At 66.5% G+C, this 24999-nt stretch carries 20 protein-coding genes; 8 read left to right on the forward strand and 12 right to left on the reverse strand.

Translation table 11 applies throughout. The features are described 5' to 3' along the window. The first annotated feature begins 268 nt into the window (after positions 1–268). Entirely contained in the window at positions 269–1048 is a 780-nt protein-coding gene (locus ACWPWT_RS02315) for an SDR family NAD(P)-dependent oxidoreductase (RefSeq protein ID WP_261271020.1), read from the forward strand. Positions 1049–1168: 120 nt separating this feature from the next. On the opposite strand, the gene rarD is transcribed toward ACWPWT_RS02315, so the two are convergent. From rarD to ACWPWT_RS02350, 7 genes are all read right to left on the reverse strand, one after another. Then, positions 1169–2062, reverse strand: coding sequence for an EamA family transporter RarD (gene rarD, locus ACWPWT_RS02320; RefSeq protein WP_454278389.1), 894 nt, complete (start codon positions 2060–2062; stop codon positions 1169–1171). Positions 2063–2106: 44 nt separating this feature from the next. Continuing rightward, positions 2107–2337 carry a hypothetical protein gene (locus tag ACWPWT_RS02325; protein ID WP_454278390.1) on the reverse strand — a complete coding sequence of 77 codons (231 nt, stop codon included), beginning with the start codon at positions 2335–2337 and terminating at the stop codon, positions 2107–2109. Positions 2338–2476: 139 nt separating this feature from the next. Further along, positions 2477–3790, reverse strand: coding sequence for a dihydrolipoamide acetyltransferase family protein (locus ACWPWT_RS02330; protein ID WP_454278391.1), 1314 nt, complete (start codon positions 3788–3790; stop codon positions 2477–2479). Between the two features lies 1 nt (position 3791). Continuing rightward, complete coding sequence (locus ACWPWT_RS02335) at positions 3792–4799, reverse strand: alpha-ketoacid dehydrogenase subunit beta (protein ID WP_454279873.1); 1008 nt, start codon at positions 4797–4799, stop codon at positions 3792–3794. A 178-nt stretch (positions 4800–4977) separates the two neighbouring features. Continuing rightward, entirely contained in the window at positions 4978–6273 is a 1296-nt protein-coding gene (locus ACWPWT_RS02340; RefSeq protein ID WP_454278392.1) for a thiamine pyrophosphate-dependent enzyme, read from the reverse strand. Between the two features lie 158 nt (positions 6274–6431). Continuing rightward, complete coding sequence (locus tag ACWPWT_RS02345; RefSeq protein WP_454278393.1) at positions 6432–8411, reverse strand: sialate O-acetylesterase; 1980 nt, start codon at positions 8409–8411, stop codon at positions 6432–6434. A gap of 92 nt (positions 8412–8503) precedes the next feature. Continuing rightward, positions 8504–9409, reverse strand: a complete 906-nt coding sequence (locus ACWPWT_RS02350; RefSeq protein WP_454278394.1) for an endonuclease/exonuclease/phosphatase family protein — start codon at positions 9407–9409, stop codon at positions 8504–8506. A 135-nt stretch (positions 9410–9544) separates the two neighbouring features. Here ACWPWT_RS02350 and ACWPWT_RS02355 point away from each other — a divergent pair, with 135 nt between their 5' ends. After that, positions 9545–11653, forward strand: a complete 2109-nt coding sequence (locus tag ACWPWT_RS02355; protein ID WP_454278395.1) for a TonB-dependent siderophore receptor — start codon at positions 9545–9547, stop codon at positions 11651–11653. A gap of 13 nt (positions 11654–11666) precedes the next feature. On the opposite strand, the gene ACWPWT_RS02360 is transcribed toward ACWPWT_RS02355, so the two are convergent. Together ACWPWT_RS02360 and ACWPWT_RS02365 are read right to left on the reverse strand one after the other, a co-directional pair. Then, on the reverse strand, positions 11667–12350 hold the full coding sequence (locus ACWPWT_RS02360; protein ID WP_454278396.1) for a Fe2+-dependent dioxygenase: 684 nt from the start codon (positions 12348–12350) through the stop codon (positions 11667–11669). An 18-nt stretch (positions 12351–12368) separates the two neighbouring features. Beyond that, positions 12369–14774: a TonB-dependent receptor gene (locus ACWPWT_RS02365; protein WP_454278397.1), complete on the reverse strand. Its 2406-nt coding sequence runs from the start codon at positions 14772–14774 to the stop codon at positions 12369–12371. A 254-nt stretch (positions 14775–15028) separates the two neighbouring features. Here ACWPWT_RS02365 and ACWPWT_RS02370 point away from each other — a divergent pair, with 254 nt between their 5' ends. The 4 genes from ACWPWT_RS02370 to ACWPWT_RS02385 all read left to right on the forward strand — a co-directional run bounded on the left by ACWPWT_RS02370 (position 15029) and on the right by ACWPWT_RS02385 (position 18863). Continuing rightward, a complete protein-coding gene (locus ACWPWT_RS02370) occupies positions 15029–16309 on the forward strand; it encodes an HD-GYP domain-containing protein (protein ID WP_454278398.1) in 1281 nt (426 codons plus the stop codon). A 33-nt stretch (positions 16310–16342) separates the two neighbouring features. After that, on the forward strand, positions 16343–16807 hold the full coding sequence (locus ACWPWT_RS02375; protein ID WP_454278399.1) for an N-acetyltransferase family protein: 465 nt from the start codon (positions 16343–16345) through the stop codon (positions 16805–16807). A gap of 77 nt (positions 16808–16884) precedes the next feature. Next, on the forward strand, positions 16885–18504 hold the full coding sequence (locus tag ACWPWT_RS02380; protein ID WP_261271008.1) for an NAD(P)/FAD-dependent oxidoreductase: 1620 nt from the start codon (positions 16885–16887) through the stop codon (positions 18502–18504). Continuing rightward, entirely contained in the window at positions 18501–18863 is a 363-nt protein-coding gene (locus ACWPWT_RS02385) for a reverse transcriptase-like protein (RefSeq protein WP_454278400.1), read from the forward strand. Before ACWPWT_RS02380 ends, ACWPWT_RS02385 begins: the two co-directional genes overlap by 4 nt. A 93-nt stretch (positions 18864–18956) precedes the next feature. Here ACWPWT_RS02385 and ACWPWT_RS02390 read toward each other — a convergent pair whose 3' ends face one another. From ACWPWT_RS02390 to ACWPWT_RS02400, 3 genes are all read right to left on the reverse strand, one after another. Then, positions 18957–20318, reverse strand: coding sequence for a chloride channel protein (locus ACWPWT_RS02390; protein ID WP_454278401.1), 1362 nt, complete (start codon positions 20316–20318; stop codon positions 18957–18959). Between the two features lie 78 nt (positions 20319–20396). Next, positions 20397–21092, reverse strand: coding sequence for an aspartate/glutamate racemase family protein (locus tag ACWPWT_RS02395; RefSeq protein ID WP_454278402.1), 696 nt, complete (start codon positions 21090–21092; stop codon positions 20397–20399). Between the two features lie 222 nt (positions 21093–21314). After that, a complete protein-coding gene (locus ACWPWT_RS02400) occupies positions 21315–21884 on the reverse strand; it encodes a Dps family protein (protein ID WP_261271004.1) in 570 nt (189 codons plus the stop codon). Between the two features lie 195 nt (positions 21885–22079). Between ACWPWT_RS02400 and ACWPWT_RS02405 the strand changes: the two genes are divergently transcribed. Both ACWPWT_RS02405 and ACWPWT_RS02410 read left to right on the forward strand, forming a co-directional pair. Next, positions 22080–23459, forward strand: coding sequence for an alpha/beta fold hydrolase (locus tag ACWPWT_RS02405; RefSeq protein ID WP_454278403.1), 1380 nt, complete (start codon positions 22080–22082; stop codon positions 23457–23459). After that, positions 23456–24994: a GMC family oxidoreductase gene (locus ACWPWT_RS02410; protein ID WP_454278404.1), complete on the forward strand. Its 1539-nt coding sequence runs from the start codon at positions 23456–23458 to the stop codon at positions 24992–24994. Before ACWPWT_RS02405 ends, ACWPWT_RS02410 begins: the two co-directional genes overlap by 4 nt. The last annotated feature ends 5 nt before the right edge of the window (positions 24995–24999 follow it).

The raw sequence follows: 24999 nt of genomic DNA on the forward strand, positions 1-24999 counted from the left end.
CTCCCAACCGTCTCGCCCCGCACATCCTTCGCCAACGCGCCGCACGGGCCGTTGAAGCAAATGTGCATCGTCCCCGGTATCGGTAGGATCGACAAAGAGGATCCGGGCATCGATCAGGGACCCATGGTCGCGATGGCCGAGAATCACCGCATGGCCCGGTCTGGAGGACGATGCGGCGGAACCCGCACCTCCGGCGGGGATTGCAACGGGCAGGTTTTACCGGCGGCCGGCTGAACGATGAGCCGCCGCCCCTGTTGGGAGCGCGGCCATGACCGACACCATCCTGATCACCGGAGCCTCCGCCGGTCTGGGCGCGGACTTCGCACGGGCGCTGGCGAAGAAGCCTGTGACGTTGGTCCTGACCGCCCGACGGACCGAGCGGCTGACCGCGCTGGCCGACGAATTGGCGCAGCGGCCGGGGGTGGAGGTGCAAGTCATCTCCGCCGATCTGGGCCATGCCGAGGGGGTCGCGACGCTGCTCCACGCGGTGGCCGATCGCGGCCTGCATATCGACACGCTCATCAACAATGCGGGCTATGGCGCATTGGGCGACTTTGCCGATGGCGATCTGGCGACGCAGACCGGGATGATCGACCTGAACGTCCGGGCGCTGGTGACGCTGACCCATGCGCTGCTGCCGCCGATGCTGGCGCGCGGACGCGGCGCGGTGCTGAACGTGGCCTCGACCGCCGCCTTTCAGCCGGGGCCGTATATGGCGGTCTATTATGCCAGCAAGGCGTTCGTGCTGCATTTCTCCGAAGCACTACACGAAGAGGTGAAAGGGCGCGGCGTGACCGTCACCGCGCTGTGCCCGGGGCCGACCAGGACCGAATTCGCCGATGTCGCGGGGATGGGGGAGACGCCGCTCTTCACCCGCTTCGCATCGGACTCCCAACAGGTGGTGCGCGACGGCCTGGCGGCATTGGAGCGAGGGCAAGCGGTGATGGTATCCGGCCTGCTCAACCGCCTGACCGCCGCCAGCACGCGGGTGGCGCCGCGCGGCGTTCTTCGGCGGGCGGTCGCGAAATTGCAGAGCGGGCGGCGATAGGTTTTTGTTCGCGCGGAAGCGCGGAGCCGTATGGACGCACCGCGCTCAGACCGCTCCTCGCAAATCGGCGTACAAAACCGCTTGATTGTCGAGATTGGCAGCCTGTGGCTGGGTCCGAACCTATTCGGCCGTCGCCGGCGTTCGACTCCCTCGCACGCTATCGACAGCGTAGAGCACACACCCGGTCCAGATCAGCGCGAAAGTGACGATATGGACGGGCCTGAGCGGCTCGCCGAACAGCAGCACGGCCTGCGCGAATTGCAGCGTCGGCGCGAGATATTGCAGCAGCCCCAGCGTCGCATAGCGCATCCGCCGCGCCGCCGCCGCGAACATCAGCAGGGGCACCGCCGTCACCGCCCCCGCCAGGATCAGCAGCAGGTCGAGATGCCGGTCCGTTCCGAAGGCGGCCGTACCGCTGGCGCTCGCATGGACCAGCACCGCCAATGCGGGCCCGGCGAGCAGCGCGGTTTCGACCGTCAGCCCGCCCAATGCATCGATCGCGGCGATCTTGCGAACGAAACCGTAAAAGCCGAACGACAGCGCCAGCGCCAGCGAGATCCAGATCGCGCCGCCCCCGCTGACCGCCAGTATCGCGACGCCGAGCGCGGCGATCCCGACCGCGACCGCCTGTCCCCGCCGAATCCGCTCGCCGAGCAGCGCGACACCCAGCGCGACATTGATCAGCGGGTTGATGAAGTAACCGAGACTGGCCTCCAGCACATGATCATGCTGCACCGACCAGATATAGATCAGCCAGTTGACCGCGATCAGCGCGGCACTCGCGCACAGCAGCAGCAGGGTCCGCCCCCGCGCCGCCGCCCGAATCGCGGGCCCTCGCCGGGCGATCAGCACGACCACGGCCAGCAGCAACAGCGACCACAATATCCGATGGGCCAGCACCTGAAGTGCGGGCACGCCCTTCAAGAGCTTGAGATACAGGGGCAAGATACCCCAGGAGACATAGGCCCCGATGCCGAGCAACAGGCCGGTGCGCGCGGTGCGGTCGGTCGTCATGCCGCACTCTGTCGACGCTCGGGACGCGGATGGCAAGCCGGGCGTTACCCGGCGACCATGCCCCTCACCTCGACCGCACCGCCCCGATTGACGACCCGGCCCGACACCATGCCTGTGATCCGCACCGATGCGCCACGCTCGACGATGATGTCGCCCGCGACCATGCCCTTGATAGTCGCATGGACGCCGGGCGCGACGACGACGTCCCCGCCGACCATTCCGCGCACCGTAGCGTCCGACGTCATTTCCAGCGATCCCGCCGTCATTCCGCGCATGGCATCCTCCTGCTCTGGGGAAAGACGCGCTCTCGGCGGATAGGTTCACGCGTGCGCTTCGACTTCGCGCAGCGCGAACGGAATGGTGACTCCCGACCCCGTTCAGCCTGAGCGTAGTCGAAGGCCAAGGGAAACGTCCTCAATCCGCGAACAGCATCACCGGCGTCTCCAGCAACCGCTTCAGCGCCTGGACATAGCTTGCCGCGTCATAGCCATCGACGACGCGGTGGTCGCAACTGATCGACAGGTTCATCAGCTTGGCCCGTGCGATCGTCTCGCCCCCGCGTCCGTCGGAGCGGAAGACGGGCCGCTCGACGATCCGGTTGGGGCCGATGATCGCCACCTCGGGCCGGTTGATGACCGGCGTCGTCGCGATCCCGCCGAGCGGTCCCAGCGAGGTCAGCGTGATGGTGCCGCCGCCCATGTCGGTGCTGGCAATGCTGCCCGCGCGGGCGGCGTCGGCCAGACGGCCTATCTCGGTCGCGAGCTGCCAGACATTGCGGTTCTCGGCATTGCGGATGACGGGGACCATCAGCCCGGCCGGGGTCTGGGTCGCCATGCCCATATGCACCGCGCCCGAGCGGGTCACGACGCCCGCCTCGTCGTCATAGCGCGCGTTGAGCATCGGGAAGTCGGGCAACGTCTTGCAGATCGCGACGATCAACAGGGGAAGCAGCGTCAGCTTGGGCCGATTGCCCCGGCCTGCGTTCAACTGCGCGCGCGTGTCCTCCAGTGCGGTGACGTCGATTTCCTCGACATAGGTGAAGTGCGGGATGGCGCGCTTGGACGCCGCCATGTTCTCCGCGATGCGGCGGCGCATGCCGATGACGCGGACCTGCTCGTCGGCGCGGGGGGTGCGGGCGGGGGTGTAGCCCTGCCCCGAACCGTAGCGCAGGAAGGCGTCGAGGTCCGAATGACGGACGCGGTCGCCCTCGGCGGGCTTCACGCTGCCCAGATCGACGCCCAAGTCCTGCGCCCGCGCCCGGACGGCCGGAGACGCCAAGACCTTCTTCTCCTGCTCCCTCTCCCCTCCGGTGAGAGGGCCGGGGTGAGGGGCAGCGGCAGGCGATTCGTCGGAGGTTTCAGCTTGCGGCATCCCCTCACCCCGACCCTCTCCCCGGAGGGGAGAAAGAGATTGCGCTTCTTCGACGCCGGGGTTCTCGGCTTCGAGCACCGCCTCTTCCGTCGCGGGCGAGGCAGCCTCCTCGACCGCATCGGTCTCGATCACCATCAGCGCCGATCCGATCGGCACTTGGTCGCCGACCTCACCCGCCAGCTCGACCACCGTGCCGGACACCGGCGATTCCATCTCGACCGTCGCCTTGTCGGTCATCATGTCGGCGACCGACTGATCCTCCTCCACCCGATCACCGAGCTTGACGTGCCAGGCGACGATCTCGGCCTCGGAGATGCCTTCGCCGATATCGGGCAGACGGAAGGTGAAACGAGCCATGTCAGGCGTCCTTCAACAGGGTCTTGAGCGCCTGGCCGATACGGACCGGGCCGGGGAAATAGGCCCATTCCAGGCTGTGGGGATAAGGCGTGTCGAAGCCGGTCACGCGCGCGATCGGCGCTTCGAGGTGGTAGAAGCAGCGTTCCTGCACCAGCGCCGACAATTCCGCGCCGAAGCCCGCCGTCCGCGTCGCCTCATGCACGATCATGCAGCGGCCGGTCTTCTTCACCGACTCCTCGATCGCCTCGATGTCGAGCGGGATCAGCGTGCGCAGGTCGAGGATCTCGGCATCGACGCCCATCTCCGCGACCACGGCGGCGCAAACATGGACCATCGTGCCATAGCAGAGGATCGTCACCGCCTCGCCCGCGCGCACCGTCGCCGCCTTGCCCAGCGGGATGCGGTAATAGCCGGTCGGGACTTCGCCTCCGGGATGCTTGGACCAGTTCTCGGCCGGGCGACCCCAATGGCCGTTGAACGGGCCGTTATAGATGCGCTTGGGCTCGAAGAAGAGGACGGGGTCATTGTCCTCGATCGCGGCGATCAGCAGGCCCTTGGCATCGTACGGCGTCGCCGGGATCACCGTCTTGATGCCCGAGACATGGGTGAAGATGCCCTCGGGCGACTGGCTGTGCGTCTGGCCGCCGAAAATGCCACCGCCGAACGGCGAGCGCACCGTGATCGGCGCGGTGAACTCGCCCGCCGAGCGATAGCGCAGCCGCGCCGCCTCGCTGACCAGCTGGTCGAGCGCGGGGTAGATGTAATCGGCGAACTGAATCTCCGGCACCGGACGCAGGCCATAGGCACCCATGCCGACCGCGACACCGATGATGCCGCATTCGGTGATCGGCGTGTCGAACACGCGGGTCTTGCCATATTTCTTCTGAAGGCCCGCCGTCGCGCGGAAGACGCCGCCGAAATAGCCGACGTCCTCGCCCATCACGACCACATCCGGATCGCGCGCCATGACCACGTCCATGGCGGAGTTGATCGCCTGGATCATGTTCATGCGGGTGGTTTCGCCCGCTTCGGGGGCAGTTTCGGTGATAAGATCGCTCATCGATTATCTTCCACCCCGGCGAAGGCCGGGATCCAGTTACAAGACGAGTGGAGGCGCGCGATGCCCTGCGGTCGCGGGGACGTGGCGTCTGTACCCCGGCCTTCGCCGGGGTGGTGCCGCAAGGGGGTCACTTGCGCGCCCATGGCCGCCCGCTTGCCTGTTCCTCGTCGAGCATCTGCTGGCGCTGCTCGCGCAAATGCCAGGGCATTTCCTCGAACACGCCGTCGAACAGGCTGTCGAGCGGTTGGTGCAGGCCGTGGCCGAGAATGCCGTTCGCCTCGGCCGCCTTTTGCGCGGCGCGGACTTCCTCGGCGACTTCGCGGTCCTGGATCGCGTGACGTTCCTCGTCCCACTCGCCCAACGCGATCAAATGGTCCTTCAGCCGCCGGATCGGATCGCCCAGCGGCCAGGCGGTCGGCTCACCCGCCGAGCGATATTGGGTAGGATCGTCCGAGGTCGAATGGCCCTCAGTGCGATAGGTGAAATGCTCGATCAGCGTCGCGCCCTGGTTGGTCCGTGCGCGCTCGGCGGCCCATTGGGTGGCGGCATAGACCGCCAGAGCGTCGTTGCCGTCGACCCGGAGGCCCGCAATGCCATAGCCGATCGCCCGCGCCGCAAAGGTCGTCGCCTCCGCCCCCGCGAACCCGGAAAAGCTGGAGATCGCCCATTGGTTGTTGACCACGTTCATCACGACCGGCGCGCGGTATACGGCGGCGAAGGTGCAGGCCGAGTGGAAGTCGCCCTCCGCCGTCGAGCCCTCGCCGCACCATACGGCGGCGATTCGGGTATCGCCCTTGGCGGCCGAGGCCATCGCCCAACCCACCGCCTGCGGGTACTGCGTCGTCAGATTGCCCGAGATCGAGAAGAAACCCGCTTCCTTGGCCGAATACATGATGGGCAGCTGCTTGCCGCCCAGCCGATCCGCGCTGTTGGAATAGATCTGGTTCATCATGTCGACCAGCGGCCAGTCGCGCGCAATCAACAGCCCCTGCTGGCGATAGGAGGGGAAGCACATATCCTCATAATCGAGCGCATGGGCGGCGGCTACCGCGACCGCCTCCTCGCCCAGCGCCTTCATGTAGAAGCTGGTCTTGCCCTGACGCTGCGCGCGGAACATGCGCTCGTCGAACGCGCGGAGCAGCACCATGTGGCGCAGCATCCGGCGAAGGCGCTCTGGTGAGAGTTTGGGGTCCCAGGGGCCGACTGCGCGGCCCTCGTCATCCAGCACGCGGACCAGCGTATAGGCCAGTTCGTGGAAGCTGTCGGCAGGCGCGGCGGTGTCCGGGCGGCGTTGCGCTCCGGCGGGGGGAACCTCGACACCGGCGAAGTCGACGGCATCGCCCGGCCGGAATTTCGGCTCGGGCACATGCAGTTGCAACGGGGCCAGATTGGCGCGCGAAATGGCTTCCGGCGGCACGGCCATGCTCTCTCCTCAACGCTTCGCCCGATTCCACCGGGTCGTTGCTATCTTTCAACCCGATGGAATTTTATTTCAAGCGCCTTTTGGAGCGCTTCGTCCGATGGATCGCGTCGCGTGATGGCGTTTTTCGCGTCCTCCCCCGGAAGGAGAGGAAGAGTAGGTCAGTTCCCCGCGATCGCCGCCTCGAACGGAACCACCGGATGCGGTGCTTCGTCATAAAGATTGACCACCGGCGCATCAGCCCAGGCATAGCGCACCCGCACATCGCTTGGCTTGGCATCGGCCAGCCGCACCTCGGCCCCGTTCACCAGGGCATTGGCGTAGCGGCAGGCCGTGGCGTCACACAGCTCGAACCCGATCGGCGCCGCCGCACTCCAGGCATGGAGCGCCCCCTGAACCCCGGTGAAGCGCAGCACCACCTCGCCCTGGCCTCGCGTCGCCGAGGCGATCATCGGGCCGGACGCATTGGCGCGGTCGCCCGCCTCCAGATGCGCTTGCGCAAAGACCAACCGCTTGGCCAATTCGTTCTTGTCGGCCGGGTGGATGTCGTTCCGCACGCCGATGTCCACCGTCGTGGCGAGCGCCGCCTGGGGATCGCGCAGCACCGCCAGCCGCTGCGCCTCGCGCAACGCCGCCCAGCCGCTATCCTCGATCCTGATCGGCGGCGCACCGAAATTGGCGAGCTGGACGATCAGGAAGGGCAGGTTGGGATTGCCGAACTGCCGCCGCCATCCGGTCATCAGCGCGGCCAGCCGGTCGCCATAGCTGGCGAGACCGACATCCGATTCTCCCTGATACCAGGCGACGCCCTTCAACCCGATCGGCCCCAGCGGCGCGATCATGCCGTTGTACAGCGTCCCCAGCCCCGCATGGCTTTCCCAAGGGCTGCGCGGATAGCTCTGGTCGTTCGCCTTGTAGATGGAATAGCGCCATCCCGACCCCAGCGGGATGGGCTGCCCCCCGGCGGGAGTGAATTGGATTTTGTCGCCCGGGCCGAACATGCCGCCCGGACCATAGGTGTCACCCAGTCCGACGACGATTTCGTTATGCCCCTTCTTCAACGCGGCGCGCGGCACGGTGTAGCGCCGCCAGTCGCCCCAGCCGAAGGTCGCGCCGACCACCACGCCGTTGACCCATACCGTGTCGAGTTCGTCGATCCCCGCCAGCTCGATCACCCCGTCGCCGCTCGGAGCGGTGGGAAGCTCGAAGCCCTGCCGGAACCAGACCAGCCCGTTATAATCGGCGAGGGCGGGCACGCCCCATTCCTCCCAGGGGCTGAACTTGGGAACGGGAGCCCAGGTCAGGCGATCGGGTGCGTTCCACGGCTCCTGTCCGCGCCTGGTCCCGCTTGCCTTGCGCCACCATTCGCCCCAGCGATCCCCGAAGCTGCGCAGCCCCGCCGCATGATCGCGGGCATAGAGCGCCAGCAGATCGGCATCGGCGGCCAGGCCGGGCAGCTTGCGCGCATCGCTGCCCGCGACCCAGGGAAGAATCTTGGTGCCGCCCCAACTCGAATCGATCGCGCCTATCGGCACGTTGGACTTGGCGGCCATGTCCTTGACCATCAGATAGCAGGCGGCCGAAAAATTGGCGACGCTGGCCGGGCTCGCCGCCGCCCAGACGGGGCGTTTCTCCAACATCTCGTCGGCGGACAATCCGACATGATGCGCTATATCGAGCAGGCGGATGCGATCATTGGCCGACATGGCGACCAGCCCCTCACCATTCAGCGCCTGCTTGGTGGGATATTCCATGTTGGACTGGCCCGAACACAGCCAGACATCGCCGATCAGCAGATCGTCCATCGTGTCGACGGCACCGTCCTTGCCGGTCGCGGTCAGGGTCAGCGGGGTGGCCATCGCCGCCATGGCGGGCAGGGTCGCGCGCCAACGGCCCTGACGGTCGGCGGTGGCATCGGCGCTCTGGTCGCCCAGTGTCACCGTCACCCGTTCGCCCGCATCGCCCATGCCCTCGACAATGATCGGAGCCCCGCGTTGCAGGACGGCGTGCGCGCTCATCGGGGTCAGGATGCGGGGCCGGGCTTCGGCCATGACGGGCCATGCCGCCGCCGCGCCCCATGCCAGCGCCAGAATCGCGTAACGCTCTGAACCCGAACGCCGTTGCCCCTTTCGCATCCTCATCCCTCTCCTATGTCCGTCAGGCCACCCGTTCGCGGCCATCGGCTGTTTGCCGATCATAGGATCGCGGAAATGATAACGCTATCGCAAAGACGTTATCGGCCGCCGGGATCTGCGAAGGACAGGGTCGCACGGACGGGAAAATGGTCGGAGGGATAGGTCGTGCCGCGATGCCAGCGATCGACGGCGATCGCCTCCGCCCGGAAGCCGCGCACGAAGAGATAATCGATCCGCCGGTCCGCCGTGCCGGTAAAGTCGTGGAAGGTCTTGTCCGGCCCTTCCCGCTTGGCCGCGCTGGTCCAGGCATCGGTCAGGGCGGCGGCCAGCGTCCGATAGGCCGCGCTGTCGGGACGCGCATTCATGTCGCCCGCCACGATGATCGGCATATCCCGTGCCAGCGCGGGCAGACGCGACAGGATCAGCCTGGCGGCGCGGTCGCGCGCCTCCGCATCCTCGTCGCGATGCGGCAAATGGGTGTCGAGGAACAGGAACTGGCGTCGCTCCGCGCCCTTGGTCTCGAACACCGCCCAATTCGCCATGCGTGGCAGGTCGGTACCCCAGCTCTGACTGCCCACTATGTCTGGCGTGTCGGACAGCCAGAAATCGCCATGCCGGATCAGGGTCAGACGGTCGGCCCGATAGAGGATCCCCATATGCTCATTATCATGCCCCCCGCGCCGGTCGCGCCCGAACCAGCGATAGCCGGGAAGCGCCCGCACGATGTCGTCGCCCTGCCGCTGAAGCAGTTCCTGCGTCCCGATCACGTCGGGCGCGGCGCGACGGAGCAGTTCGACCATGACAGGCCGCCGCACCGCCCAACGCTGCTCCCCTTCGTCCGAGGCATAGCGGACGTTGAACGTCATGACCTTGAGCGATTGGGCTCCGGCCGCCACCGGCGCGAGGAGCGCCGCCGCCAGCGCCATGCCATTTCGTACACACTGCCACGCCTTCATGATCGCCATCCTTACGCAAATGGGGCCGCCCGCATCGGAAATGGCCATGGCCGCCCCTGGCAGTGTCACATGGCAGAGGCATGACATGACAAGCAATTCCAATCGGCCTATTTTACGATTGCGAGTTATTATCACTATCGATAATGCGCCGCCGAAATCGATTGATTCGGGGGGTTGTTGAACATGTCGAAGGCGATTTGGCGCGCCATGCTGCTGGCCGGGGCGACGCTTGCACAGGCGGCGCATGCGCAAGCCGTAAATGGTATCGGCCAGGCCGATAGGGATGAGCGGGTCGAGGATCGGGGCGACGTGGTCGTCATCGGCCTGCGCGACGCCAATGCCAGCATCACGGGCACCGACACGCCCCCTGCCCGCTATCCGCAATCGCTGCGAGTCATCGACCGGTCGCTGATCGATCGGGTGGGGGCGACCCGACTGGACGACACGATCGATCTGGCGGGCGGGGTCGCGCGGCAGAACGACTTTGGCGGGCTGTGGGACAAATATTCGATCCGTGGCTTTGCCGGGAACGAGAATAGCGGCCCCGATATCCTCATCAATCGCTTCAACAGCAATCTCGGCTTCAACGCGCCGGTGGATGTCGCCACGGTCGAGCGGTTCGAGTTTCTGAAGGGCGCCGCCGCCGCGCTGTCGGGTTTGGGGGAACCGGGCGGATCGCTCAACATCGTCACCAAGACCCCGACCACCACTCTCCAAGGCGAAACCTCGCTCAGCTATGGCAGCTGGAACCGCGTGCGCGCGACCGGCGACATCAGCGGGCCCATCAGCGACACCCTGTCCGCCCGGCTGATCGGCGTATCGGAGGAAGGCGACAGCTTCCGCAACTTTGTCCATACCGACCGGCTGCTGCTCGCGCCGTCGCTGTCGTTCATGCCGACCGAGAGCCTGCGTTTTCTCTATCAGGCCGAATTCATGCGAAACCGCGCGCCGATCGACCGCGGCGTGGCGGCGATCAAGGGCGATGCGCGAGCAATGGACCGCACCACCTTCCTGGGCGAGCCCGCCGATGGCCGGATGACGCAGCGCATGTTGTGGCAGCAGGGCAGCGTCTTCGCCGCACTGTCCGACCGGGTCTCGCTGGAGGCCGGGCTGTCCAGCCGTGACGGTTTCCTGACCGGTTTCGCAACCCAGCCGGATTTTGGCGGGCGCGGGGTTCAGGCGAATGGGCGGACCATCGGTCGCTCGCGCCGGTTCCATGACTTCCGCTGGCAAGACCTGACCGCGCGCGCCGAGCTGACCGCCAAGCTCGACTGGCTGGGCATGGCGCACGATCTGCGCTTCGGCGTGGACCGGGTGCGGCACGGCATGGACTTCCGCATGGACCAGGCCCGCGGACGCCCCGGCGCGCCGATCCTGACCATCGACGCCTTCGCTCCCGTCTATGGCCAGCCGCTGCCCGTGCCCGCCCCCTTCGCGCACCGCTACTCCTCGTTTCGCAGCGAGAGCGTCTATGCGCAGGACCTGATCCGCTTCGGCGCGTTCACCGTGTTGGTCGGCGCGCGGTGGAACAGTTTTCGCGAGACGATGACCAACTATCTGCGCGGCGATTTGCGGCTCGACACGGTCGATCGCGGCATCACTCCGCGCGCCGCGCTGACCTGGGCGGCCAGCCCGCAATTCTCGCTGTTCACCAGCTGGGGCCAGTCGCTGCGCCTCAACCCGTCGGACGGGATCAGCAGCTTCGACGCCGAGCGCAGCAATTCGACCGAGGTCGGCGCGAAATATGCCCTGTTCGGCGGCGCGCTGACCGGCCAGACCGCGCTGTTCACCATGACCAAGCGCAACGTGCTGAACCCCCATGCCACCGACGTCTTCACCAAGACCCAGATCGGCCGCCAGCGGTCGCGCGGGGTCGAGACGGTGGCCGATCTGCGGCTGGCCGGCGGGCTGACCGGCACGGCGACCTATACCTATACCGATGCCACGGTGCGCAACGACAAGAATGCCGCGCTGATCGGCACGACGCTGTCCAATGTCCCGAAGCATCTCGCCGCGCTCGACCTGCATCAGCGGGTGGGTGCGGTGACGGTCGGCGGCGGCGTCACCCATGTCGGCGCTCGCAACGGCGATCCCTTCGCCAGCGGTTATCGCCTGCCCGGCTATACGATCGTGCGGGCCGATGCGACCTGGGCGGTCAACCCGCGCTTCGACGTGCGGCTCGACCTCGAGAACCTGTTCGACACCTATTATATCAGCAGCAGCTATGCCGATGTGTGGACGATGCCGGGTGCGCCCCGCAATGTCCGGGTGACGCTGCGCGGGCGGTTCTGACGCCGTCGGGCCGTCAGGCGTCGGCCCAGCGGCGTAGCAGATTGTGATAGACGCCGGTCAATTCGACCACCGAACGATCGCCCTGCCCCTTCTCGACCCCGACCCGCTGGATTGCGCGGTCGAGGTCGAACAGGATGCGCCGCTCACCATCGTCGCGGACCATCGACTGAATCCATAGGAAGGATGCCACCCGCGTGCCGCGCGTCACCGGCTCGACCCGGTGGAGGCTGGAGGCCGGGTAGAGCACCGCGCTACCCGCCGACAGCTTGACCCGCTGCTCGCCATACAGATCCTCGACCACCAGCTCGCCGCCATCATAGGCGTCGGGATCTTCCAGGAAGAGGGTCAGGGACAGGTCCGAACGAATCCGAAAGTCGCTACCCCGCTTCAGCCGGACGGCATTGTCGACATGGGTGTCGAAGGCCTGCCCCCCGGCATAGCGGTTGAACAGCGGCGGATAGACCTTGAGCGGCAAGGCGGCCGCCACGAACAGCGGCGAACGCCCCAGCGCGTCCAGGACTATCCGTCCCGCCTCGATCGCGGCCCCCGAATCCTCCGGCAACTGGTCGTTGCGCTTGGCCAGCGCCGCCTGCGGGCCGGAGGTCGCATTGCCGTCCGCCCAGGGGCCCGCGTCGATGACGGCGCGGAGCCCGGCGACTCCCGCCGGATCGAGGATGTCGGGAAGGACGATCAGCATGGGGTCAGCCTAGCCTGCTCAGAAATTGTAGAACAGGCTCAGCGTTGCCTGCCGCCGGTCGCCGGGCACCGCCCAGCCGCCGGTGACGATGCCGGTCGTCGCGTTCACATTGTTGCGCACGCCCGTCACATATTTCTCGTCGGTGAAGTTCTGGACGTTGAGCTGCAAGGTCCAGCGCTGCGCGAGGGTATAGGCCAGGAAGGCGCGGTGGATCAGATAGTCGTCCACATGGAACTGGACCGGATTGGCCGCGACCGGCGCATTGGTCGCGAACGATCCCTGATAGGTCAGGCCATAGCCCAGTTCCAGACCGAAAGGCAGTTTGTAAGTGGTGAACAGGCTGCCCGAATGCTTGGGCGTCTGGAAGAGCTGGGTGCCCGCCTGAGGATCGACCACGCCCGCCGCCTTGTCGCGGTTGGAAATGCTCTGAAGCACCTTGCCGTCGAGATAGGTGTAGTTGGCGAAGATCGTCCACGCATGGGTGATCGCCCCCGACGCCCCCAGCGCGATGCCGTCCACCCGGCTGCGTCCGTCGAGCACCTGCAGATTGGCGGGCAGCGAGGGATCGTTGGAGGGGACGCGGTAATTGGTCCGCTCGTTGCGGAAGACGGCGGCGGTCAACTCCAGATGGCGGTCGAACAGCCCGGCCTTGATCCCCGCCTCGTAATTCTTGGCGGTTTCGGGCGCGACGGCGCACGGATCGGCCGCCGTCGCGGTCGTGGGCACGCCGCACCCCAGACGAACGGTCGTGGACGAGGGCGACTTGGCATTGCCATAGCCCGCATAGAGGCTGACATTCTCCACCGGGTGGAACACGGCCCCGACCCGCCAGGAGAAGAGCCGTTCGCTGCTCAGCTGGGGCCGAGCCTGGAGCGCGGTCAACTGGGTCGAGCCCGGCGGCACGACGGTCAGCGGCAGGGCGCGGAAATTCGCGTCCTGCGTTTCCCAGCGCACGCCACCGTTCACTTCGAAGAAGCGATTCAGCTCCAGCGTGTCGAAGGCATAGACGGCCAGGTTGCGCGTCTCGCTGCGCGACTGGCCGGTGATCGTGAAGTTGACCGGCCCGGTATAGTTGGTGTTCGGGTTGGCAATCGAGATCAGGGGCAAGGGTGATACCGCGCTGCCATTCGCATTGCGCAGCAGCGACCCCTGGGTAAGCCGGTAATTCTCGATCATGCCCGACAGGCCGACATTCAGGACATTGTGCAGGCCGCCCTTGGCCCCCGCCTCATGCCGAAGATCAGTCTGGTTGTAGAGCATCTGGTTTTCCTGGTTCCGCACCAGCCCGCGCGGGCCGGAGGGCAGATAGAAACCAGCCGGGACGGTGGTGGGACAGGCCTGGCCAACCGTCGTTCCTGCCGCCGTCGTCACCGGCTGAAGTCCGGTCGAGGCCAGACAGAACGTTCCCTGCGGCGCGGAGGTGACGCTGTTCTGCTTCACCTGTTGCCAGCGGGTCAGGTTGCGCACGCTCAGGTGATCGTCGATCGCGTGGCGGAAGGTCGCGGTCAACCGATCGACGGTGATGTCCTGGTGGTCGAGATTGGCGATCCCGAAATAGGCGCTGCGGCTCGCGCCCGGCACGAAGCCGTCGATCATGCCGTTGTCGAAATAGGGCACGCCGTAGACCGGCGTGTTGCGATCCTCCTGATGGACATAGGCCAAGGTCAGGCTGGTCGGGCCATCCATGCCGATCGTGACCGAGGGCGCGATGCCCCAACGCTCCATCTTCTCGACATCGCGGCCGGGCACGTCATTATGGTGATAGGCGCTGTTCAGCCGCACCGCGACCAGATCGGACACGCGGACATTGCTGTCGATCGCGCCGCGATAATAATTGTCGGTGCCGACCGAGCCCTGCATGATGGTCAGCGTCTCGCGCGTCGGCACCTTGGAGACGAGGTTGATCGTGCCGCCGACCGATCCCGATCCGTTGAAGACGCTGTTCGCACCGTTATAGACCTCGACCTGCTGCAGGTTGAACGGGTCGGTGCGGCTATATTGGGCACTGTCGCGAACGCCGTCGATCGTGACGTCGTTGTTCGCCGAATAGCCGCGCAGATTGATCGAGTCGCCATAACCGCCGCCGCCTTCGCCTGCGCCGAAGGTGATGCCCGGAATCGTCTGGAGCACGTCGCGCAGCGTCTGGAGATTCTGCTTTCGGATGGTCTGTTCGCTGACCACGGTGATGGTCTGCGGCGTGTCGAGCAGCGGCGCGGTCGCCTTGGGGCTTTCCAGCGTCGCCGCGCCCGTAGCGCGCTGGCCGGTGACGACGACGATGTCGCGCTGGCCGGTCGAGTCCTGGCCACGCGCGGCCGAAGCATGGGCGCTCGACGGATCGGCACGACCGTCCGCTTCTGCGGCGGCGATATTCGGTGCGGTCGCCAGAAAGCCCACGCACGACAAGGCGATGAACGTTTGTGACATGAATATTCCCCTTCAGCGCCGCCGCTAATGAGAAACACTCTCATCGTCAATGCGATTGATAGCTACTCGCATAAAGGCATGAACGGCGGCTCGGGTCGGCATCTGCCCGGCACCCCTCTTTCGACCGTTCCACCCCAGCCACTGCCCAATTCGGACAGAATTCAGGCTTTTGAGGCCGTTCAGGAAAAATCAGGTGGTTTGACGAAGGCGCTTCGGCAACCAAGTCTTCACAACCCTTTGATACCTGTGGCTTCATGACAAAACGGCCAAACAAGGTTCGATACGTCCGTATCGAAGGGGCACAGGTTGAGTTGGGAATGTATGTCCACACTCTTCACTGTTCGTGGCTAAACAGCCCATTTTGGCGAAAATCGTTCCTGCTGACCGACCCAGAGGATCGTGCGAAAATTCAGAATTCGGTGCCGCATGTCACGATCGATCTCGCCAGAGGTCGCGGGCTGAAAGAACCCAAAGCCGGCAACATGGTCGAACGGATCGATCCGCCTGCTGTGGAAGCCTACGCCTCCCCCGTTCCCACGAGCGCGCCGACCAAGGTTCGGCGGCGCAAGTCGCCAACGGAATGGGAATTGGTCGGCATCGTCGCCGAACGCGCGACCGCCGCCGTCAGCCGATTGTACGGCGAGGCGCGGCTCGGTCGGGTCATCTACGCCGCCGACCTGGTCCCGATCGTCGAGGAGATCGCGCAGACCATATCGAAGGGTAGCGCCGCCATGGTGGCGGTGACCCGACTGAGGGACCGGGATCATTATACCTATATCCACTCGGTCGCGGTCGCCACGTTGATGATGGGGCTGGCGCGGCATCTGCGATGGAGCGAGGAGGATGTCCGCGTCGCGGGCATGGCGGGATTGCTGCACGACATCGGCAAGATGCAGGTTGCGGCGGGCATCGTCGAGAAACCCGGCCGCCTCGACCCCGAGGAACTGGCCCAGATGCGCCAGCATCCCGGCATAGGCCACAGCATCCTGCTCGACATGGAGGGGCTCGACCCGCGCATCCTGGATGTGTGCCGCCATCATCATGAGCGGATCGATGGCGCGGGCTATCCCGACGGGCTGAAGGGCGATGAACTCAGCCCGCTCGTCCGGCTGTCGGCGGTATGCGACGTCTATGACGCGGTCACCTCGATCCGACCCTATAAGCGTGCCTGGTCGCCGCATGAGGCGTTGGCGCAGATGCTCGAATGGGACGGCCATTTCGATATGGAAATGGTCCACGCCCTGATCGCCAGCCTGGGTATCCAGCCCCTGGGTGCGCTGGTCCGGCTGACCTCCAACCGGCTGGGCATCGTGGTGCGGGAAGGCGAAAGCCCGACCACGCCGGTCGTCCGCACCTTTTTCGACGTGCCGGAGCAAAGGATGCTGCCCGCGGAGGAAGTCGCGACGGCGCATGACGCAATCCTTCGCGTCGAACGCGGGGAATATTGGTTCGGCACGCATTGGCCTGCACTTCAGGCGGAGATCATGGCACAGACCGAAATGCCGGAACCCCCGCATCACCGTCTTGCCGGATGATCCGGTCCCCCTCATGACCGAAGACGCCCCGCCATGCTGATCCGCCCCGCCATCGAAACGGACGCTCCGGCGATGAGCCGGGTCCTGCTCGACATCATCGCGCTGACCGGCCGCATGCGTCCGCACGACCCGGCCTTCGTCCTGTCCCATTATATCGCCAACCGGGACAGCGTGCGGTGCAGCGTCGCGCTGGATGCGGATGGCGCGATCTTGGGCTTTCAGTCGCTGGTCCGCGCCGTCCCGGGCAACCGCTACGACGTTCCCGAGGGTTGGGGGATCATCGGCACGCACATCAGTCCACACGCGCATCGCAGGGGCGTGGGCACCGCGCTGTTCACCGCGACCAGACAGGCGGCGGTCGCGGCGGGCCTGCCCAAGATCGACGCCTATATCGGTGCCGACAATGCGATGGGCCTGCGCTATTATGAGGCGATGGGCTTTCGCACCTATCGCGAGGGCGACGGCATCGTCCAGAAACTGCTGACGCTCGGCGCCTGACGGGGCCCGCGCCGTTTCCTTGTCGCAATGGCGGCCCACAATGGCGGGACACGCGACAAATCTGTATGGCGCGGGGCATGATCCGCCTCAGCGAACTGAAACTGCCTCTCCACCATGCGGACGAGGCCCTGCCCGCCGCCATCTGTCGCCGGTTGCGCGTGACGCCGCGCGACCTGATCCGCTTCACCGTCGCCCGGCGCGGCCATGACGCGCGCGACAAGAACAATATCCAACTCGTCTATTCGGTCGACATCAACCTGAAGAACGAGGCCGCCGTGCTGGAGCGGTTCCGCCGCGACCGCGATGTGCAGCGGACGCCGGACACGCGCTATCACCTGCCCTCCGCCCCGCCGGCGGGTGCGCGGCGGCCCGTGGTGATCGGGGCCGGCCCCTGCGGCCTGTTCGCCGCGCTCATCCTGGCGCAGGCAGGCTATCGCCCGATCATCCTGGAGCGCGGCAAGGTGGTGCGCGAGCGGACCCAGGACACCTGGGGCCTGTGGCGGCGCAGCGTCCTCAACCCCGAATCCAACGTGCAATATGGCGAAGGGGGCGCAGGCACCTTTTCGGACGGCAAGCTCTATAGCCGGATCAAGGACCCACGCCATCTGAACCGCAAGGTGCTGACCGAGTTCGTCAAGGCGGGCGCACCGCCCGAAATCCTGACCGAGGCGCACCCGCATATCGGCACCTTCCGCCTGGTCACGATGGTGGAGAGCATCCGCGCGACGATCGAGGAATTGGGCGGCGAATACCGATTCTCCACCCGCGTCGACGGGCTGGACGTCGAGACCGACGGATCGGGCACGCGGCGGGTGCGTGGGCTTCACCTGAACGGCGGCGGCTATCTGGAGGCCGATCATGTCGTCCTCGCCATCGGGCATAGCGCGCGCGACAGCTTTGCGATGCTGCAGGCGGCGGGCGTGCATGTCGAGGCAAAGCCCTTCTCGATCGGCGTCCGTATCGAGCATCCGCAAGGCTGGATCGACCGGGCGCGCTTCGGACATCAGGCGGGACATCCGATCCTGGGCGCGGCGGAATATCACATCTCGCACCATTGCCGGAACGGGCGCACCGTCTACAGCTTCTGCATGTGTCCGGGCGGCACGGTGGTCGCCGCGACCAGCGAAGAGGGGCGCGTGGCGACCAACGGCATGAGCCAATATTCGCGCAACGAGCGCAACGCCAATTCGGGCTTCGTCGTCGCGATCGATCCCGAACGCGACTATCCGGGCGATCCGCTGGCGGGCCTCACGCTACAACGCCATTGGGAGGAACGGGCGTTCGTCGCAGGCGGATCGAACTACAAGGCCCCGGCACAGCGGGTCGGCGACTTCCTGGCGGGGCGTCCCTCGACCAGCCTGGGGTCGGTCACCCCATCCTATCGCCCCGGCGTGACGCCGACCGACCTGTCCGAATGCCTGCCCGATTTCGTGGTCGAGGCGATGCGCGAGGCGATCCCGGCCTTTGGTCGCCAGATCGCGGGATATGATCATCCCGATGTGGTGATGACCGGCGTCGAAACCCGCACCTCCTCGCCGGTCCGCTTCACGCGTGGCGAGGACGGACAAAGCCTGAACACTCCGGGCCTGTTTCCGGCGGGCGAGGGCGCGGGCTATGCGGGGGGCATCCTGTCGGCAGCGGTCGACGGCATCAAGACGGCGGAGGCGGTCGCGCGCAGCATCGCGGCCGGGGCGTGAAGATCTTCTTCGACGGCGGCCACCGCCCCTCCGGCATGGAATGGGCGGTGGTGCTGGGCGGACAGGCCTATGTCGAGCGAGCGCCGGGGCCGGGGTCGGCGATGGAGGCCGAATGGCTGGCGCTGATCGCCGCCACCCGCCTGGCGCATGAGCGGGGCATCGCCGATGCAATCCTGCTCGGTGATGCGCTGGCCGTCATCGCACAGGCGAATGGCACGGTGCGCGTGCCGCCACTCTGCCGCCCCTTTCGGGATCGCTGGTCCGCCCTGCCCCGCCCGCCGGGTCGGTTCCGCCTGCGCCACGTCAAGCGGACGCAGAATCTGGCCGGGATCGCGCTGGCCCGATCGCAATCGACTTAGGTCCGACGTCAGGAACAAGGCAAACCGGCGATCGATGCGGAAGGACGGGCTGGATTATCGGCCGGCATTCAGCAAGACGAAATGGCGTCGAACCTACCCGGCATGTTGGTCTTTCTGGGCATCCCTCGCCTGCTCCGCCGGCCGTATCGCAAAGGTGCGGGACAGGCCGTGGTACAGCTTCTCGCGGCACACCAACTGGCTGACCCCATCGGCGATGAAGGCGGTGGCGAACATGGGGAGCATCAGGCCACGGCTGGCGGTCGTTTCCGACAGGATGATGACGGCGGTCAGCGGCGCGCGGACCACACCCGCGAAATAGCCCACCATGCCCAGGATCACGATGGCCGAGGCGGGGGAGTCGGGAAAGACGGAGCGCAGCAGATTGCCCACGCCCGCCCCGACCGCCAGCGACGGCGCGAAGATACCGCCCGGCAGGCCCGCCACCGCCGTGGCCAGCGTGGCGAGGAACTTGGCCGGGCCGAACCACAAGGGCGCATCGACCCCGACGATCATCGCTCGCGCCGCGCCATAGCCGGTGCCCCAGGTCAGCCCGGTGCCCACGCCCAAGCCCGCGACGATAGCCCCGCACAGCGCGGCGAACAGGATCGGCCGCTGCTTGCTCCACATAGTGACGCGGTTGGTGCCCGTCGCCATCATCAGCATCAATCGGGCGAAGCCGCCGCCGGCCAGTCCGCCGACGATGCCCGCCAGCGGGGCGGCCACCAGCGCGGTGACGATCGGCATATGCGCACCGATCAGCCCGAAATAGACGTAATCGCCCTGCACCGACTGCGCGATCATCCCGGCGATGGCGATGGCGGCGATCACCAGCAAGGTCACCTTTTGCTCATAGGCGGAGGCCAGTTCCTCGATCGCGAACAGCAGGCCTGCCAGCGGGGTATTGAACGCCGCCGCCACGCCCGCCGCGCCGCCCGCGATCAACACCGCCCCGCGAAGCGGCACGCCCAGGATACGATGGGTCAGGCCCATGATCGCGGCGGCGATCTGAACCGTCGGCCCTTCGCGCCCGACCGACGCGCCGCCCAGAACCGCCGCCAAGGTCAGCCCCGCCTTGCCGATGACCGTCCGCATCGACACCAGCCCCCGGGTCGCATGGTCGGGATCGGCCTGCGCCGCCATCACCTGCGGAATGCCCGATCCACGCGCCAGCGGCACGAAACGCCGCGTGATCCAGACCAGGGCCGCGAACAGGAGCGGCGTCACGACCAGCGGCGCCCAATGCCAACGTGCGGCGAAATGGCCGAAAATCTCCCCAGCCAGATCGGCGGCCTGGGCGAAGGCGCTGGCGGCCAGGCCCACCGCGACCGCGCCGATCAGGATGGCCAGCCGTGTGCGGAACCGAACCGACTTCGGCCCCTGCGCCCGCAACAGCGCGCGGTAACGGGCGGGCGTCCATTTCCGGGCGCCGACATTGTCCGATCGGGGGTCTGCCATGCGCCCATCCCTACACCGGGACCGCTAGCAAAAACCAGCCGAAGCACGGCCGCTTTCCCGCACCCGAGCGATGGTGCTTCAGTCGGCCAGGGCGATCTCGACCGCGGCGGCGGCGTGGAGTGCGGTCGTATCGAACAGCGGCACGGCGCTGTCCTCCGGGCGGACCAGCAGCATGATCTCGGTACAGCCCAGGATCACCGCCTCCGCGCCCGCCGCGACCAGCCGGGCGATGACCGCGCGATACGCCTCGCGCGATGTGGCGGTCACCTGACCCGCGACCAGTTCCTCATAGATCACCCGGTGCACCTCCGCCCGGTCCGCCGCACCGGGCACGATGACGTTCAAGCCATGGCGTTCCGCCAGACGCCCCTTGTAGAAGTCATGCTCCATGGTGAAGGCGGTGCCGAGCAGCCCGACCGTCCGAATGCCCACCGCGCGGATGCGCTCCGCCGTCGGATCGGCGATATGGAGCAGCGGGATCGCCACCGCCTGCTGCACCGCGGCCGCCATCCGATGCATGGTATTGGTACAGATCAGCAGCAGTTCGGCACCGCCCGCCTCCAGCCGCCGTGCGGCGTCCACCATACGCGCTGTCAGCGCGTTCCAGTCGCCGTGATGCTGCAACGCCTCGATCTCGGCGAAGTTGAAAGACCATAACAGGCAGGACGCCGAGGCCGTGGGGCCCAGCCGGTCGCGAACGCCCTCGTTGAGGATGCGGTAATATTCTGCCGAGCTTTCCCAGCTCATTCCCCCGATCAAGCCGATCGTCCGCATTCCGTCGTCTCCCGTCCGCCCATCTCTGCTTATCGCATCAGGAGGTCAGACGGGAGCCTGGCGATAGGAACGAAGTCCGCTCCGTCGAAAGCATGGTTTGCTTTGGCACAGGGCCAGCACCGGGCAAGGATAACCCACCAGACCCGGCGCTGCGCCCTATTCGTACCTGAACCGCTTCAGACAGGCGAGGAATGATCGGGCTTCCCCGCCAAATCTTCCGGATCAATCCGCGCGTTGCAGCGCGGTGGCGGCCAGATGCTCGCCGATGAACCAGACCTGCGGCTCGTTGGAGCGGATGATGTCGCTGACCAACAGGTCGTTAGTGCCGTCATCGCCCGACTCGTCGGCGACCTTGGCGCCTTCATGCGCCTCTTCCAGCACGATCTTGTGCGCTTCCAGCAAACGGGCGAGCATGGTCGGCACATCTTCGCGACCGCGCGGCGGGCGTGCGATCTTCGTCATCTCGGCCACGTCGTGCGGCGTCGCGATACTGATCCCGCCCAGCGACTGGATACGCTCCGCCACCATGTCGACCAGTTCGGCCTGCTTCTCATAATGGGTGTCGAGCAGCAGATGGAGTTGATAGAAGGTCGCGCCCGACATCTGCCAGTGATGCTTCTTGTACAGGTCGCGCAACATCATCGTGTCGGCCAGCACCTGATTGAGGATCGACACGCTCTGCTTGCGGGCATTGTCCGACAGGCCGAGCGGCAAGTCTTTCAGCGTGTTGAATGCCTGGATTTCGCGATATTCGATCTTGTATTGCGGCTGCGCTTGGTCGGTATCGGCCATGACGTCACTCCTATGATGGATGCAGTTCGTGCCGAAGCGCTTTTCGGGCGGACAGGGTTCCATGAAATTATCGACGGGAAATCGGGAACCAAATCATCCCACTCATAATCCAAATTAATTTTTGATCGTCGGTCGCGACGGGGAACGGTCCCGCTTTTGTAACGTCCAGCATGGGATTTACTCGGGTGAGACGATATGACCCAACCGACATTGGTTTTTCTTCATGCGCTGGGCGCCAGCGGGCGCGAATGGGATCGGGTGCGTGAGCGGCTTGCCCCCATGCCCGGCATCGCGCTCGACCTGCCCGGTTTCGGTGAGCATGCGGACCAGGGCTATGCGGATGTCACCGCCATGGCGGACGGGTTGGCCGATGAAATCCGCAAGCGGCGAATGACCGCCTGCCTGTTGGTCGGCCACAGCATGGGTGGCAAGATCGCCACCCTCGTCGCGGCGCGTGCCGCCGCGGGCGAGGCCGGGCTGGCAGGCGTGGTCGGCGTGGTGCTGGTCGCGGCCTCCCCACCTTCGCCCGAACCGATGGAGGAAGATCGCCGCGCGCAGATGATCGGCTGGGTCGAAAATGGCCCGATCCGCCGGGAGGATGCCGAGACCTTTGTCGACGCCAACACGGCCGCGCCGCTGCCCGAACCTTTGCGCGACAAGGCGATAGAGGATGTGCGTCGCTCCAGCCGCGAGGCGTGGTTGGGCTGGCTGGAGCGCGGCAGCCGCGAGGATTGGCGCGCGACGGCCGGTCGGATTTCCATTCCCGCGCTCATCGTCGCCGGGTCGGAAGACGGCGATCTCGGGGAGGACGCCCAGCGCCGCCTGAACCTGCCGCATTATCGCCATGCCGACATCCGCGTCGTCAAAGGCGCCGCGCACCTCATCCCCTATGACCAGCCCGACGCGCTGGCCGATCTGATCGCCGAGCATGCCGCCTCGGTCGCGGCCGCGATCCTGCCCGCCGGGTTCGTGCACGCCCTCGATTCCAACCGGGTCAGCCGCCGAACCCGCGCGGCGATGCTGGAGCGGACACGTCCCGCGAAGCGGCCGGAAACCGGCTGGTCGGACCATCAATGCGCGCTCGTCGCCACGCTGATCGCGCATATCCTGCCCGACCGGGGCGCCGATCATGATCTGGCGCGCCATGTCGAAGCTGCCGTCGTCGCAGGGCCCGGCGATGGCTGGCGTTTTGCCGATCTTCCCCCCGATCCGATCGCCTGGACGCGCGGATTGGCGACGCTGGACGCTCTGACGGGCGGCTTCGCCTTGCTGGAACGGTCGGTGCAGGCCGACTGGCTGACGCAAATGGCGGCGGGCGGGGCGGGTATCGCCGGTGAAGACGCCTGTCCGTCCCCCGAGCAGATGGCGCTGTGGTTCACCGATGTCCGTGCCGAGATCGTCCGCCAGTGGATCGCATCGCCATCCGCCATGGCCGCGATCGGCTATGACGGCTTCGCGGTCGGTGGCGATGGCCCGCGCAAACAGGGATATGCGCGCACCGCCGCCAATGATCGCGAGGCGTGGCAGCACGGGGCAGAGAGCGGAACGGAGATCGGGATGGGGACCGGCGCATGAGCCGCCCTCCCTATGACGGTCGGGATGCGGTCGACGCCGTGGTCATCGGCACCGGCGCGGGCGGGGCACCGCTGCTGGCGCGGCTGGCGAAGGCGGGACTGTCGGTCGTGGCGCTGGAGGCCGGGCGCGCCTTTCGTCCCAACGACCATGTCGCCGACGAAGTGGCCGCCGACATTTATTGGATGGAGGAACGGCTGAGCGGTGGTGCGGACCCCACCGCCTTCGGATCGAACAATTCGGGCATGGGCGTCGGCGGATCGACTCTGCATTGGGGCGCTTTCTGTCCACGGCCCGACCCGCGCGACCTGATGCTGAAGACGTTGACCGGGCAGGGCGCGGACTGGCCCATCCCCCATGCCGAGCTGACCGCCTATATCGAGGAGGTCGAGGATTTCACCGGCGTCTCCGGGCCCGCTCATTATCCCTGGGACGACACGCGCCGCTATGCCTATCCCCCCGTGGCACGCAACGCATCGGCCGATGCGATGGCGCGGGGCTGCGCGGCGCTGGGCATCACCGCGACCGACGCGCCCGCCGCACTGGTTTCCCGCGACCGCGACCAGCCCTATTGGGGGCAGCGTCAGGCGTGCGTAAACTGCGGAACCTGTCACCAGGGATGTCGCAACGCGTCCAAGACCAGCATGGATACCAGTTATCTCCCCTACGCCGTGGCGCATGGGGCGGAGGTCCGGTCCGAATGCCGTGTCCTCTCCCTCGATCGCGATCATGCCGGGCGGATCGATGCCGTGGTCTATCACCAAGCGGGCGAGGAACGCCGCCAGCGATGCCGCGCTGTATTCCTGTGTGCGGGCGGCGTGGAAACGCCGCGTCTGCTGCTCAATCTCGATCTCGCCAATTCCAGTGGGCAGGTCGGGCGCAACTTCATGGCGCATGTCGCCACCCAGGTCTGGGGTCGGTTCGACGACGATATGCGGATGAACCGGGGCTATCCGTCTTCGTTGATTACCGAGGACATGATGCGTCCCGCCGAAGCGGGATGTGCCGGTGGGTATCTGATCCAGAGCCTGGGCGTGTTGCCGGTCAACCTCGCGACAGGGCTGGCGCGCGGGGCGGGGCTGTGGGGGGAGCGGCTACAGCATCTGCTCTACGGCTATAACCGCATGGCCGGGATCGGCATCAACGGCGAATGCCTCCCCCATGACGACAATCGCCTGACCCTGTCGGACGAGCGGGATGGCTTCGGTCATCGCAAGGCGCGGATCGACTTCAGCTATCATGACAATGAACGGGCGATCGATGCGCATTCCCGCCGGACGATGACCGCGATCTGGGCGGCGGCGGGAGCGCAGGACATTTTCGCGGTCGATCGTTCGGCGCACACCATCGGCACATGCCGCATGGGCGAAAAGGGCGACGAAGCGGTCGTCGATGCCGATGGGCGCAGCTTCGACATTCCCAACCTGCTGATCTGCGACAATTCGATCTTCCCCAGCGCGCTGGCCGCCAACCCTGCGCTGACCATCATGGCCCTGTCGTTGCGCACTGCGGATCGCTTTCTGGCATCGGGGCAATAGCGGCG

Source organism: Sphingomonas sp. Marseille-Q8236, assembly GCF_965112005.1.

What these genes read in the sequence shown, in the direction of transcription:
- ACWPWT_RS02315 (WP_261271020.1), top strand. Translation starts at nt 269, where the DNA reads ATGACCGACACCATCCTGATCACCGGAGCCTCCGCCGGTCTGGGCGCG.
- rarD (WP_454278389.1), bottom strand. Translation starts at nt 2,062, where the DNA reads ATGACGACCGACCGCACCGCGCGCACCGGCCTGTTGCTCGGCATCGGG.
- ACWPWT_RS02325 (WP_454278390.1), bottom strand. Translation starts at nt 2,337, where the DNA reads ATGCGCGGAATGACGGCGGGATCGCTGGAAATGACGTCGGACGCTACG.
- ACWPWT_RS02330 (WP_454278391.1), bottom strand. Translation starts at nt 3,790, where the DNA reads ATGGCTCGTTTCACCTTCCGTCTGCCCGATATCGGCGAAGGCATCTCC.
- ACWPWT_RS02335 (WP_454279873.1), bottom strand. Translation starts at nt 4,799, where the DNA reads ATGAACATGATCCAGGCGATCAACTCCGCCATGGACGTGGTCATGGCG.
- ACWPWT_RS02340 (WP_454278392.1), bottom strand. Translation starts at nt 6,273, where the DNA reads ATGGCCGTGCCGCCGGAAGCCATTTCGCGCGCCAATCTGGCCCCGTTG.
- ACWPWT_RS02345 (WP_454278393.1), bottom strand. Translation starts at nt 8,411, where the DNA reads ATGAGGATGCGAAAGGGGCAACGGCGTTCGGGTTCAGAGCGTTACGCG.
- ACWPWT_RS02350 (WP_454278394.1), bottom strand. Translation starts at nt 9,409, where the DNA reads ATGGCCATTTCCGATGCGGGCGGCCCCATTTGCGTAAGGATGGCGATC.
- ACWPWT_RS02355 (WP_454278395.1), top strand. Translation starts at nt 9,545, where the DNA reads ATGTCGAAGGCGATTTGGCGCGCCATGCTGCTGGCCGGGGCGACGCTT.
- ACWPWT_RS02360 (WP_454278396.1), bottom strand. Translation starts at nt 12,350, where the DNA reads ATGCTGATCGTCCTTCCCGACATCCTCGATCCGGCGGGAGTCGCCGGG.
- ACWPWT_RS02365 (WP_454278397.1), bottom strand. Translation starts at nt 14,774, where the DNA reads ATGTCACAAACGTTCATCGCCTTGTCGTGCGTGGGCTTTCTGGCGACC.
- ACWPWT_RS02370 (WP_454278398.1), top strand. Translation starts at nt 15,029, where the DNA reads ATGACAAAACGGCCAAACAAGGTTCGATACGTCCGTATCGAAGGGGCA.
- ACWPWT_RS02375 (WP_454278399.1), top strand. Translation starts at nt 16,343, where the DNA reads ATGCTGATCCGCCCCGCCATCGAAACGGACGCTCCGGCGATGAGCCGG.
- ACWPWT_RS02380 (WP_261271008.1), top strand. Translation starts at nt 16,885, where the DNA reads ATGATCCGCCTCAGCGAACTGAAACTGCCTCTCCACCATGCGGACGAG.
- ACWPWT_RS02390 (WP_454278401.1), bottom strand. Translation starts at nt 20,318, where the DNA reads ATGGCAGACCCCCGATCGGACAATGTCGGCGCCCGGAAATGGACGCCC.
- ACWPWT_RS02395 (WP_454278402.1), bottom strand. Translation starts at nt 21,092, where the DNA reads ATGCGGACGATCGGCTTGATCGGGGGAATGAGCTGGGAAAGCTCGGCA.
- ACWPWT_RS02400 (WP_261271004.1), bottom strand. Translation starts at nt 21,884, where the DNA reads ATGGCCGATACCGACCAAGCGCAGCCGCAATACAAGATCGAATATCGC.
- ACWPWT_RS02405 (WP_454278403.1), top strand. Translation starts at nt 22,080, where the DNA reads ATGACCCAACCGACATTGGTTTTTCTTCATGCGCTGGGCGCCAGCGGG.
- ACWPWT_RS02410 (WP_454278404.1), top strand. Translation starts at nt 23,456, where the DNA reads ATGAGCCGCCCTCCCTATGACGGTCGGGATGCGGTCGACGCCGTGGTC.